This window comes from Mesorhizobium calcicola (genome assembly GCF_042682105.1).
GTDB classification, from domain to species: domain Bacteria; phylum Pseudomonadota; class Alphaproteobacteria; order Rhizobiales; family Rhizobiaceae; genus Mesorhizobium; species Mesorhizobium calcicola.
Genome location: NZ_JBHUGY010000001.1, coordinates 81,032 through 93,669 on the forward strand (window position 1 = coordinate 81,032; position 12,638 = coordinate 93,669).

10 protein-coding genes are annotated in these 12,638 nt (G+C 64.8%); 8 read left to right on the forward strand and 2 right to left on the reverse strand.

Translation table 11 applies throughout. The features are described from left to right. Window positions 1–31 precede the first annotated feature (31 nt). The gene (locus ACFSQT_RS00455) at window positions 32–892 is read left to right on the forward strand and encodes a TIGR01459 family HAD-type hydrolase (protein ID WP_379016489.1); all 861 of its coding nucleotides are present in this window, start codon (window positions 32–34) and stop codon (window positions 890–892) included. Window positions 893–898: 6 nt separating this feature from the next. Beyond that, window positions 899–1,879: a bifunctional riboflavin kinase/FAD synthetase gene (locus ACFSQT_RS00460; protein ID WP_379016490.1), complete on the forward strand. Its 981-nt coding sequence runs from the start codon at window positions 899–901 to the stop codon at window positions 1,877–1,879. A 6-nt stretch (window positions 1,880–1,885) separates the two neighbouring features. Here the strand turns inward: ACFSQT_RS00460 and ACFSQT_RS00465 are convergent, their stop codons facing one another. Beyond that, window positions 1,886–2,440, reverse strand: coding sequence for an HdeD family acid-resistance protein (locus ACFSQT_RS00465; protein ID WP_379016492.1), 555 nt, complete (start codon window positions 2,438–2,440; stop codon window positions 1,886–1,888). A 195-nt stretch (window positions 2,441–2,635) separates the two neighbouring features. On the opposite strand from ACFSQT_RS00465, the gene ACFSQT_RS00470 reads away from it, so the two are divergent. The 3 genes from ACFSQT_RS00470 to ACFSQT_RS00480 all read left to right on the forward strand — a co-directional run bounded on the left by ACFSQT_RS00470 (window position 2,636) and on the right by ACFSQT_RS00480 (window position 7,606). Next, a complete protein-coding gene (locus tag ACFSQT_RS00470) occupies window positions 2,636–3,442 on the forward strand; it encodes a MipA/OmpV family protein (protein ID WP_379016493.1) in 807 nt (268 codons plus the stop codon). Between the two features lie 288 nt (window positions 3,443–3,730). Continuing rightward, window positions 3,731–6,709: an isoleucine--tRNA ligase gene (ileS, locus tag ACFSQT_RS00475; RefSeq protein WP_379016494.1), complete on the forward strand. Its 2,979-nt coding sequence runs from the start codon at window positions 3,731–3,733 to the stop codon at window positions 6,707–6,709. A 216-nt stretch (window positions 6,710–6,925) separates the two neighbouring features. Continuing rightward, entirely contained in the window at window positions 6,926–7,606 is a 681-nt protein-coding gene (locus tag ACFSQT_RS00480; RefSeq protein ID WP_379016496.1) for a hypothetical protein, read from the forward strand. Window positions 7,607–7,655: 49 nt separating this feature from the next. Here the strand turns inward: ACFSQT_RS00480 and ACFSQT_RS00485 are convergent, their stop codons facing one another. Continuing rightward, on the reverse strand, window positions 7,656–8,105 hold the full coding sequence (locus ACFSQT_RS00485) for a nucleoside deaminase (RefSeq protein ID WP_379016497.1): 450 nt from the start codon (window positions 8,103–8,105) through the stop codon (window positions 7,656–7,658). 241 nt (window positions 8,106–8,346) lie between these two features. Here ACFSQT_RS00485 and ACFSQT_RS00490 point away from each other — a divergent pair, with 241 nt between their 5' ends. The 3 genes from ACFSQT_RS00490 to ACFSQT_RS00500 all read left to right on the forward strand — a co-directional run bounded on the left by ACFSQT_RS00490 (window position 8,347) and on the right by ACFSQT_RS00500 (window position 12,575). Then, window positions 8,347–10,482, forward strand: a complete 2,136-nt coding sequence (locus tag ACFSQT_RS00490) for a pseudouridine synthase (protein ID WP_379016498.1) — start codon at window positions 8,347–8,349, stop codon at window positions 10,480–10,482. A 30-nt stretch (window positions 10,483–10,512) separates the two neighbouring features. Next, window positions 10,513–11,067, forward strand: a complete 555-nt coding sequence (rsmD, locus tag ACFSQT_RS00495) for a 16S rRNA (guanine(966)-N(2))-methyltransferase RsmD (RefSeq protein ID WP_379016499.1) — start codon at window positions 10,513–10,515, stop codon at window positions 11,065–11,067. A 119-nt stretch (window positions 11,068–11,186) separates the two neighbouring features. Further along, the gene (locus tag ACFSQT_RS00500; RefSeq protein ID WP_379016500.1) at window positions 11,187–12,575 is read left to right on the forward strand and encodes a M16 family metallopeptidase; all 1,389 of its coding nucleotides are present in this window, start codon (window positions 11,187–11,189) and stop codon (window positions 12,573–12,575) included. Window positions 12,576–12,638: the final 63 nt, after the last annotated feature.

The window sequence follows — 12,638 nt, forward strand, 5'->3', positions numbered from 1 at the left end:
GCTCGCAATGAAGATGACTGAAGGAAACGGCATGGCGGATTCGCCTGAAATCATCGGCTCGCTCGAAGACGTGTCGAAGGCCTATTCGGCAATCCTATGCGATGTCTGGGGTGTGGTGCACAATGGCGAGAGGCACTTTCCCGTCGCGGCCTCGGCGCTGGCGAGGGCTCGAGAGGCAGAAATCCCGGTTGTCCTGATCACCAATTCGCCGCGCAGAAGTGCCGACGTCGTGGCGCAGATGAACGCGATCGGCGTTCCACCATCGGCCTACGACCGTGTCGTCACGTCAGGCGATGTGACCCGCGACCTGATCGCTGAGGGCCCCGCCAGGATTTTCCATATCGGCGCCGACCGCGATTTCACCCTCTATGACGGTCTAGACGTCGAGCTTGTCGAGGAATTCGAGGCGTCTGGCGTCGTCTGCACCGGTCTGTTCGATGACGAGGTCGAAAAGCCCGAGGATTACGCCGAGCTTCTGCGGCGGTTGCGCGCCAGAAACCTGCCCTTCATCTGCGCAAATCCCGATATCGTGGTCGAGCGCGGCGAACGCATCATCTGGTGTGCCGGGGCGCTGGCCCGCGACTATGCCCACCTCGGCGGCCGCACATTGATCGCCGGAAAGCCCTACGCGCCGGTCTATAACGTCGCGATGAAGGAGGTTGCGGAGATTCTTGGCCGGCCGGTCGAGCGTTCACAAGTGCTGGCCATCGGCGATGGCATGATGACCGACGTGAAGGGTGCGGTCGACAATGGCTTCGACGTTCTCTATGTGTCCGGCGGCATCCATGCACGCGACTATGGCGATGCATTGCAACCGGATCTGGCAAGGCTGGCGATCTTCCTGGAAAAGCATGGGTATCGTCCGGTGGCTGTCATTCCCAGACTGCGGTAGGTAACGATGGCAGCCTTCCAGCACATTTTGGCAACCACGCCGCTGCCCGCCGAATTGCGTGGCGGCGTGGTGGCGATCGGCAATTTCGACGGTGTCCATCGCGGCCATCAGGCGGTGCTCGAGCGGGCCCTGGCCGAGGCCGGGCGGCGCGGTGTGCCGGCCCTGGTGCTGACATTCGAACCGCATCCGCGAAAGATCTTCAGGCCGGATATGCCGTTGTTCGTGCTGACGCCGCCGCCGATGAAGGCGCGGCTCCTGTCGTTGCTGGGTTTTGCCGCGCTCGTCGAACAGCCGTTCACGCGCGACTTCGCCTCGCTATCGGCGGAAGCATTCGTGACCGATGTGCTGGAAAAGAACCTTGGCATCACCCATGCCGTGACCGGGTTCGATTTCCATTTCGGCAAGGACCGTCAAGGCGGCCCGGCCTACCTGATGGCGGCAGGCGAGCGCCACGGCTTCGGCGTCACGCTCGTCGACGCCTTTCGTGACGAGGGCGCCGAGGTGGTGTCGTCGAGCCGCATCCGCGGGTTGCTGAGCAAGGGCGAGGTTGCCGAGGCCGCAGGACTGCTCGGCTATCGCTTTACCGTCGAAAGCGAGGTTGTGGGCGGCCAGCAACTCGGCCGCACGCTTGGCTTTCCAACCGCGAATATGAGGCTTTCCGCGGAAGCTGCGCTCAAGGAGGGCATCTATGCCGTCCGTTTTCGTCGCGCCGACGGCACGCTTCACGACGGTGTCGCCAGCTTCGGCCGTCGCCCGACCGTCGACGACAATGGCGCGCCGCTGCTGGAAACCTTTGTCTTCGATTTCTCGGGCGACCTCTATGGCGAGGTCTGCCAGGTTTCCTTCTTCGGTTTCCTGCGCCCGGAGGTGAAGTTCGAAGGGCTGGATGCGCTGGTCGCGCAGATGAAGCGCGATGAAGCCGAGGCGCGCGCGCTGCTCGCCGGCGTCAAGCCGCTCTCCGATCTCGACGCGGCCATGGCGTTTTAAATTAGGCTACTTTTTCAGCGCCAGGCCGACGGCGATGAAGGTCCAGCCCTGGAAGATCAGGTCGATCGCCAGAAACAGGCCGAGCACCCACAGGCTGTTGACCGGCCAGCCCATGGCGATGATCAGACCGGCAAGCGCGCTGATGACACCGGCCGCGACGATCCAGCCCCAGCCGCGTTCGGGCCGGTGGCTGAAGCCGACCCAGGCCCGCAGGACCCCGGAAGCGACAAGCGCGATCGCCAACAGGAAGGTCAAAACCGCCGAGGCAAGCAGCGGATTGTCGAAGGCAAAAAATCCGGCGACGGCATAGAGCAGCCCGCTGAGCAGCCAGTAGAAGAAGCGGCTCCAGGTCTTGACGCCGAAGGCATGCACGATCTCGATGACGCCGGCCATCAGCATCAGCCATCCCACGACATAGACCGAAGCCACGGTGGCGATGAACAGATTGCCGAAGGCAATGCCGCCGAAGATAAGCAGCAGCACGCCGAGCGCGACGAACCATCCCCATTTTGTCCGTGTCTGTTCGATCGCGGTTTTCAAGGCGTCGCCATGCAGGGTCATTGTCGCGGTCTCCATCAAGGCTGCGGGATACTGCCAAATGGAGGTTAGTCCCGGCGCCTGCCAACGTCCAGCCGATGGCCGACAGCGGCAGCACAGCAAACCGCGATCGGATGTCTCGGGTTTAAATCAAATTTTACCAAACGACCGTCAAAAGCTGTCATCGGCAACCGCGTGCGTTGTGTTAGTGGAGTGGCCATGAGTCCGGTCGGAAGAATCTCTATGGTGTTGGCCGCTGCGTTGCTGGGTGGCGCGGGCGCCGCCAATGCGGGCGAGGGCAGTTGGCTGTCCGGCGACTGGTATCTGACCGTCGGCGCCACCGGCATGATCGCGCCGAACTTCGAGGGCGGCAAGAAGTACCTGCTCAGCGGCTCGCCGATCATCTCGCTGGGCAAGGCCGGACCGGCGGCCCGCTTCACCTCGCGCAACGACAACATCTCGCTGGCGCTGGTCGACGATGGCGGCGTTCGCGCCGGTCTGACCGGCAAATTCCTGTTTTCCCGTGACGATGACAATGCCGATGAACTGAAGGGCCTCGATCCGGTGCGCTGGGGCGGGGAGGTCGGCGGCTTCTTCGAGTTCTATCCGACCGACTGGCTGCGCGCCCGCGCCGAACTGCGCCACGGCATTCGCGCCCATAACGGCTTTGTCGTCGACATCGCCGCCGACGCCTTCTACGATGTGACGCCAACAATCAGGATTTCGGGCGGCCCGCGTGTGTCGTTCGCCTCGGCCAAGTATTTCGACGCCTATTACGGCGTCGACGCGCAGGAAGCGGTGGCCTCGGGCCTCAGCGAATACCATCCCGGCGGCGGCCTGAAATCGACCGGCCTCGGTGGCGCCATAACCTGGAAGGTGACCGAGCCGATGACCGCCAGCCTGTTCGGTGAATATTCGCGTCTGATGGGACCGGCGGCCGATTCCAGCCTGGTCAGGGAACGCGGCGACCGCAACCAGTTCATGATCGGCGTGTCGACCACCTACCGCTTCGATTTTACGATGTAACGGAATCGAACGAGAGACGCTTTATTCCTGCGCCTATCTCCGCTAAAAGCCCACCAATGACGAGCTTTTCGCGCCTTCACGCGCTGACGATACGAATTACCGGCCCGGTGTTCCGGGCGGCCTGAGGGTCGCCGGAGCCGCCGGGAATCTTGCGCGCGGCCTCTCGCGCTTTTCCAGATCATCAACGCAGATCGCCCAAAAGTGGCTCCGGTTTTGGGAAACGATATGCGTCAAAGCGAAGACTTCAACGCCGCAGGCCGTCTGGCCGGGCACGCACATGGCAGACCAATGACCGACGAAACGCCCAACAATTCAACGCTCGACTATTCCAAGACGCTTTATTTGCCGCAGACGAATTTCCCGATGCGCGCCGGCTTGCCCGAGAAGGAGCCGCTGCTGGTCAAGCGCTGGCAGGACATGGACCTCTATCGCAAGCTGCGCGAGAGCGCGGCCGGCCGCACCAAATACGTGCTGCATGACGGTCCCCCCTACGCCAACGGCAACATCCATATCGGCCATGCGCTGAACAAGATCCTCAAGGACGTCATCACCCGCTCGTTCCAGATGCGTGGTTATGATTCGAACTACGTGCCGGGCTGGGACTGCCATGGTCTGCCGATCGAATGGAAGATCGAGGAGCAGTATCGCGCCAAGGGCAAGAACAAGGACGAGGTGCCGGTCAACGAGTTCCGCAAGGAATGCCGCGAGTTCGCCGCGCACTGGATCACGGTGCAGGGCGGCGAGTTCCAGCGGCTCGGCGTCATCGGCGACTTCAAGAACCCCTACACGACAATGGCTTTCCATGCCGAGGCACGCATCGCCGGCGAGCTGCTGAAGTTCGCCATGTCGGGCCAGCTCTATCGCGGCTCCAAGCCGGTGATGTGGAGCGTGGTCGAGCGCACGGCACTGGCCGAGGCCGAGGTCGAGTATCAGGACTACGAGTCCGACACGATCTGGGTTAAGTTTCCGGTCGCCAGCCTTGCTCGACAGGTCGCCAATGCTGAAGAGCCGGCAAGGCTGAGCGAGACGTCGCTTGACCTGCTGGAAGCTCATGTCGTCATCTGGACGACGACGCCCTGGACCATCCCCGGCAACCGCGCCGTCAACTATTCGCCGCGTATCGGCTATGGCCTCTACGAGGTCACGGCGGCCGAGAACGCGTTCGGCCCGCAGCCGGGCGAAAAGCTGATCTTCGCCGATGCGCTGGCGGAAGACTCCGCCACCAAGGCCAAGGTCACCTTGAACCGGCTTCACAGCGTTTCGGCACAAGAGCTTGGCAGCCTTACGCTTTCGCATCCCTTCAAGGGCTTTGGCGGCGGCTACGAATTTCCCGTGCCGATGCTCGCCGGCGACCATGTCACCGACGATGCCGGCACCGGCTTCGTCCACACCGCGCCCGGCCACGGCCGCGAGGACTTCGACGCCTGGATGGATGCCGCCGCCGACTTGCGCGCCCGCGGCATCGACAGCGCCATCCCGTTCACCGTCGACGATGGCGGCTTCTTCACCAAGGACGCGCCGGGTTTCGGCCCCGACCGCGAGAGTGGAGCCGCACGCGTCATCGACGACAACGGCAAGAAGGGCAATGCCAACCAGGCCGTCATCGACGAGTTGATCAAACGCAACGCGCTGTTCGCACGCGGCCGGCTGAAACATTCCTATCCGCATTCCTGGCGGTCGAAGAAGCCGATCATCTTCCGCAACACGCCGCAGTGGTTCGTCTACATGGACAAGGACCTCGGCGACGGCTCGACGTTGCGCAGCCGCGCGCTGAAGGCGATCGACGACACCCGTTTCGTGCCCGCCGCCGGCCAGAACCGCATCCGCGCCATGATCGAGGAGCGGCCCGACTGGGTGCTGTCGCGCCAGCGCGCCTGGGGCGTGCCGATCGCCGTCTTCGCCGATGCCGACGGCAATGTGCTGAAGGACGAGGCGGTCAACCAGCGCATCATGGACGCCTTCGAGCAGGAGGGCGCCGACGCCTGGTTCGCCGCCGGCGCCAAGGAACGTTTTCTCGGCAATCACGATGCATCCAGGTGGAAGCAGGTGATGGACATCCTCGACGTCTGGTTCGATTCGGGCTCGACGCACGCCTTCACGCTGGAGGATCGTCCGGATCTCAAATGGCCGGCCGACGTCTATCTCGAAGGCTCCGACCAGCATCGCGGCTGGTTCCACTCCTCGCTGCTGGAAAGCTGCGGCACCAGGGGCAGGGCGCCTTACGACACCGTCGTCACCCATGGCTTCACCATGGACGAGGATGGCCGCAAGATGTCGAAGTCGCTCGGCAACACCGTCGTGCCGCAGGACGTCATCAAACAGTCGGGCGCCGACATCCTGCGTCTATGGGTGGTGACGACAGACTATTGGGAAGACCAGCGGCTCGGCAAGAATGTGCTGCAGACCAACATCGACGCCTATCGCAAGCTGCGCAACACCATCCGCTGGATGCTGGGCACGCTTGCCCATGACGATGGCGAAGAGATGCCGCTGGACAAGATGCCGGAGCTGGAGCGGCTGATGCTGCACCGGCTGGCCGAGTTGGATGAGGTCGTGCGCTCGGGCTATGACGCCTTCGAGTTCAAGCGCATCACGCGCACGCTGCTCGATTTCATGGTGGTCGAGCTGTCGGCCTTCTATTTCGACATCCGCAAGGATGCCCTCTACTGCGACGCGCCATCGAGCGTTAAGCGCAAGGCCTCGGTGCAGGTGGTGCGCCATCTCTTCGACTGCTTGGTGAAATGGCTGGCGCCGATGCTGCCCTTCACCATGGAAGAAGCTTGGCTCGACCGTCATCCGGACGCCGTCTCGGTGCATCTCGACCAGTTTCCGCCAATCCCGGCGGACTGGAAGAACGAAGCGCTGGCGGAAAAGTGGCGCAAGGTGCGGCAGGTGCGACGCGTCGTCACCGGCGCGCTGGAGATCGCACGCGCCCAGAAGGTGATCGGTTCGTCGCTGGAAGCGGTGCCGGTCGTCACAATCAACGATGCGACGCTCGAAGCGGCGATATCCGATGTCGATATGGCCGAGATGGCGATCACCAGCGATCTGGTCATCGCTCATGGCGAAGCACCGGCAGGTGCCTTCACGCTCGACGACGTCAGGGGTGTCGCCGTGGTGGTCGAGAAGGCCGAGGACCGCGGCCTGGTGAAATGCGCACGGTCCTGGCGCTACACCGCCGATGTCGGACAGGACGCTGCGTTTCCAGACGTTTCGGCTAGGGATGCGGCGGTGCTGCACGAGTTGAAGGCGCTTGGCCGGCTGTGACAGGCCGGCCGATCGGAAAGGCTCTATCGGTGCACAAATGCCACGCCGGGCGGACGATAACCGCCCGCGCGTTGCCCTTAACGAGTGGTTGAGGTAAACACGCGAAACTCCGGAAGACAAAATGTCGCCGGATTTCCGTCGCAAGTGCTTGGATGATGGGGACCGGACACAAGGCCGGTGGCAATCGAGAGGCTGTCTAGAGTGGGACTTTTTGGCATGACCGATAGATATAACGCGCGCCTTGCGCTGCTGGCGCCGCTTGTCGCATCGGGCCTGGCTTTGTCCGGCTGCGTGGGCTCTCCGACCTATGGCACCGACAAGACCGCCGGCGAGCAGCTGGCCGGTGATATTTCCGGTGCCTTTTCGTTTGCGCCCAAGCGCAGGGAACAGATCGACTACAAGCCGCGTCCGACGCTGGTCAAGCCGGCGCCAGGCCAGAAGGAAGCGCTGCCGGCGCCGCAGGACAGCATCGAGACGGCGAGCGCCGAATGGCCCGAATCGCCAGAGCAGCGCCGCGCCCGCCTGCGCGCCGACGCAACCGCCCATCAGAACGACCCGGCTTACCAGTCGGAAATCGTCGACGACGTGCAGAGCGACCCCGAATCGGTCAGAAAGGCGATGGCGGATTCGGGATCGAGCCACCCGCCGCGCTGGACTCCTGCGGATTCGGACAAGGGCCGCGCCGCGGAAATTCAACGCCGTCTTGCCGAAAGCAAGCAGGGTGACCCGAACGTCCGCAAATATCTGAGCGAACCGCCGGTGCAGTATCGCGTCGCCTCCGACACGGCGCCGCAGAACGAGCTTGGCGAGGACGAGTACAAGAAGGAACGCCGCCTCAAGAAAGAGGCGCAAGGCAAGAAGAGCGGCGGCTGGTTCGACTGGCTGCCGTCCCTGTAAAGGCGGGCTACGCTTCGTTGCTTTTGCGTTGCCGGGCGCTGCGCCCGGTTCAGTCGCGCTTCTCCCGGAAAAATGCTTTGAGCAGCAGGGCCGCCTCGGTCTCGCCCATGCCCGGATAGACGTCGGGCGCGTGGTGGCAGGTCGGCGAGGCGAAGAACCGCGCGCCATTGACCACCGCGCCGCCCTTGTCGTCGGCGGCGCCGAAATAGAGCCGGCGCAGCCGGGCAAAGGAAATGGCGCCGGCGCACATGGCGCAAGGCTCCAGCGTCACATAGAGATCATGGCCGGTGAGCCGCTCGCTCGAGAGTTTGCGGCAGGCTTCGCGGATGACCAGCATCTCGGCATGGGCCGTCGGGTCGGCAAGCTCGCGGGTGCGGTTGCCGGCACTGGCAACGACCGCGCTGCCGCTGGCGATGACGGCGCCGACCGGCACTTCGCCGCGCGCGGCGGCGGCTTCAGCCTCTTTCAGCGCCAGCGCCATGAAATCCGGCCGCTTCACGCGATCTCCATTCCGATTGTCTCCTCGCCACTCCAGGCTTTTGGTTTCGTTTGTCTTCTCGGAAAAACCGGCCTCCACTTTTCCCTGACAAACTCTGGTGATCCTGTTATTGAGCGCATAACCTCGAAAATCGGACTCGGTTTTCGGAAATGATCATGCGCCAAATCAAAAGTGCTACAGCGTTCGTTGCGCGCCCAAAAGGATGCGCCACGCTGTAGCAGCGCAAACGGACAAAGGCCACATGGACGACAACGACAAGAAATTCCGACCCAAAAAGGGTGCGGTCCGGAGCGGCTCGAAAGCTGCTGGACCGCGTAGCCGTGATGCCGCCGCCGGCAAAGGTGGCAAGCCGTCCTTTGGCGCCAAGAAACCTTACGCACCGCGCGGCGACCGGCCGATGGCCACTGAGGGCGAGCGGCCGAAGCGCGACTTCAAGGGCGGCGACAAGCCGTTCAGCAAGGGGGCGCGTCCCGAAGGCAAGCCTTTTGAGAAACGCGAAGGACCGCGCAAACCCTATGCGCCGCGCGGCGATCGCCCGATGGCGGCCGAAGGCGAGCGCAAGCCGTATGAAAAGCGCGAAGGACCGCGCAAACCCTATGCGCCGCGCGGCGACCGCCCGATGGCGGCTGAAGGCGAGCGCAAGCCGTATGAAAAGCGCGAGGGGCCGCGCAAGCCCTATGCGCCGCGCGGCGATCGCCCGATGGCGGCCGAAGGCGAGCGCAAGCCGTATGAAAAGCGCGAAGGGCCGCGCAAGCCCTATGCGCCGCGCGGCGACCGCCCGATGGCAGCCGAAGGCGAGCGCAAGCCCTATGAAAAGCGCGAAGGACCGCGCAAGCCTTATGCACCGCGCGGCGATCGTCCGGCGGCAGCGGAGGGCGGCGAAAGGCGCTTCGACCGCCCCAAGCGCGATTTCGCCGATCGCCCGAAACGTGACTTCGGTGGCGATCGTCCCAAGCGCGACTTCAGTGATCGGCCGCAAGGGGCATCGGGCGCTGGCTTTAAGCCGCGTCCGCGTTCCGCCGAAGTGACCGAAGAGGCAGGCGAGCGCATCGCCAAGCGGCTGGCGCGCGCCGGCCTTGCTTCGCGCCGCGATGCCGAGGAACTGATCGCCGCCGGCCGCGTCAAGGTCAATGGCCGGGCGCTGACCTCGCCGGCTTTCAACGTCATGCCCGACGACATCATCCATCTCGACGGCATGGAAATCCCGCCGATCGAGCGCACACGCCTGTTCCTGTTCCACAAGCCGGCCGGCGTCGTCACCACCAACCGCGATCCCGAGGGCCGCAAGACCGTCTTCGACGTGCTGCCGGCTGAATTGCCGCGGCTGATGACCATCGGCCGCCTCGACATCAACACCGAAGGCCTGCTGCTGCTCACCAATGACGGCGGCCTGGCGCGCGTGCTCGAACTGCCGGCCACCGGCTGGCTGCGCCGCTACCGCGTGCGCGTCCACGGCAAGGTCGAGGAAAGCGCGCTTGCCGGCCTGCGTGAAGGCATTGCCGTCGACGGCGTCTTTTACGGCGCCATCGAAGCGACGCTCGACCGCGAGCAAGGCACCAACGCCTGGCTGACCATCGGCCTGCGCGAGGGCAAGAACCGCGAGGTGAAGAACATCCTGGGTGCGATCGGCCTCGATGTGACGCGGCTGATCCGCATTTCCTACGGGCCGTTCCAGCTCGACGACCTCGCCGAGGGCCATGTGCTGGAGATCAAGGGCCGGGTGCTGCGCGACCAGCTTGGCGAGCGTCTGGTTGAGGAATCCGGCGCCAATTTCGATGCCGAGATATCAAAGCCGTTTTCCAACAAGCCGGTGCGGCGCACCGAAATCCGCGAGCCGGAGCCGGAACGGCCGAAATTCACCCGCGACGGCGAACGCCGGCCGATCGGCGAGGGCGGGCTGATCAAGAACCGCAAGCGCCGCGAAGGCAGCCGCGACGAGGCACTGGGCAAATTGTCGACCAGTCCCGACAGAAGCGCCGGGCCGGAAAAGAGTTTTGGCGAGCGCGGCCCCAGGCCCGAACGCAGCTTTGGCGACAAGCCCCGTGGCGGCTTTGGCGACAAGCCGCGCGGTGGCTTCGGCGGCAAGCCGGGCGGCGGCAAGAAGTCCGAGCGCGAGCAGCGGCCGATCGAGCCCCCAGGCCAGCGCAAGGCCAATGTCTGGATGGCGCCGGGCGCGCGGCCGATCGGCAAGGGCCGGGCGGAGGCCGACGCGGCCAAGGCGGCTGACGCCAAGGCGCGCAAGGCATCGTTCAAGCCGTCTTATGGCAAGCCCGCCGGCGGCAAACCGGCCGGCGCCAGGCCGTTCGGCAAGCCGCGTGGCGAGCGCCCAGGTGGTGACGGGCCGCGCGGCGGACCCAGGGGCCCCAGAACCAGATGAGGCCCGGATTGAAATGAGGCCCGGCGCGAAATGAGAATCGTCGGCGGCGAGTTCCGCGGGCGTCCCCTGGCGACGCCCCGCAGCAGCGCCATTCGTCCGACGACCGATCGCACCCGCGAGGCCGTCTTCAACGTGCTGGCGCATCGCTTCGCCGAGCAGCTGGACGGCGCGCGCGTGCTCGACCTGTTCGCCGGCACCGGCGCGCTCGGTCTCGAAGCGCTGTCGCGCGGTGCGTCCTACGGTGTCTTCATCGAGGAATCGGCGGAAGGCCGTGGCCTGATCCGCGACAATGTCGAGGCCTTCGGCCTGACCGGCCGCACCAAGATCTTTCGCCGCGATGCCACCGGTCTCGGCGAGGCCGGCACGCTGGCGCCGTTCGGCCTCGTCTTCGCCGATCCGCCTTACGGCAAGGGCCTTGGCGAGCGCGCCTTGCAGTCGGCCAGGGCCGGCGGCTGGCTGCGCCCCGGCGCGCTGTGCGTGGTCGAGGAGGCAGCCGCAGCTCCCTTCGAGCCAGGCCCCGGCTTTGCCGTGCTGGACGAGCGCAACTATGGCGAGACGGTGATCCGCTTCATCGAGGCCGCCTGATCCCCCTGCGTCCATGGCCGGCCTCTTTGCCGCCGCCTTTGCCGGCAACATGACCAACAATTAACTTTGCTTGTCGCCACCACCTTGCCTATCGTCCTGCCGAGAAACCGGAGCAATTGATGACATTTCAGGCTGAATGGCTGCGCGCAACGCTGCTGGCGACGTCGCTGGCTTTCATCATGACCGGTCCGGCGCTGGCCGACAGCTCCGTGTTGGCCAACACGAAGCCGGACGAGTTCAAGGTGACGGACTTCCTGCTCGAGAACGGCATGGAGGTCGTCGTCATCCCCGACCACCGCGCGCCGATCGTCACCCATATGGTTTGGTACAAGATCGGTAGCGCCGACGAGCCGCCCGGCAAGTCCGGCATCGCCCATTTCTTCGAGCATCTGATGTTCAAGGCGACGACCCATCATGCCGCCGGCGAGTTCGACCGTGCCGTCTCCGACATCGGCGGCTCCAACAACGCCTTCACCTCCTACGACTACACCGCCTTCCACGAGACGGTGGCGCCGTCGGCGCTCGAACTGATGATGAGCTTCGAGGCCGACCGCATGCGCAACCTCATCCTCACCGACGATGTCATCAAGACCGAGCGCGACGTCATCCTCGAGGAGCGCCGCTCGCGCATCGACAACAATCCCGAGGCGGTGCTGGACGAGGAAGTCGATGCCACGCTGTGGCAGAACCAGCCCTATCGCATCCCGGTCATCGGCTGGATGCAGGAGATGGAACAGCTGAACCGCACCGACGCCACCGCCTTCTATGACAAATACTACCGGCCCAACAACGCCGTACTGATCGTGGCCGGCGATGTCGAGCCTGAGACGGTGAAGGCGCTGGCGCAGAAGACCTATGGCAAGGTCGCCCGCGGCCCGGATCTGCCGCCGCGCATCCGCCCGGTCGAACCGGAGCAGAACACGAAGCGCACGGTCACGCTCTCCGATGCCCGCGTCAGCGTGCCGAGCTTTTCCACGCAATGGGTGGTGCCGTCCTATCATTCGGGCAAGCCGGGCGAGGCGGAAGCGCTCGACCTGCTGGCCGAAATCCTCGGCGGCGGCAACCGCAGCCGGCTCTACCAGGCGCTCGTCGTCCAGCAAGGCATCGCGTCCAACGCCGGCGCCTATTTCCAGGGCTCCATGCTCGACGACACCAATTTCACCGCCTATGGCGCGCCGCGCGGCGACGCCAAGATCGCCGACATCGAAGCGGCGGTCGATGCCGAGGTGGCACGCATCGTCAGGGACGGCGTCACGCCGGCGGAACTGGAAAAGGCCAAGGACCGCTATATCAGGTCGATGATATTTGCCCGCGACAAGCAGGAGTCCATGGCCAACATCTATGGCTCGACGCTGGCCACCGGCGGCAACGTCCAGGACGTCCAGCAATGGCCCGACCGCATCCGCAAGGTCACCGCCGACGAGGTCAAGGCCGCCGCAGCACGCTACCTGGTGCTCGGCCGGTCGACGACCGGATATCTGCTGCCGCAGCAACAGGCGGGGAATTGATGATGAAGAGCGCGAATCCTATGCGCACGGGCGCGCCCTTGCCGTCTCGCCTTGTGGGGTCCG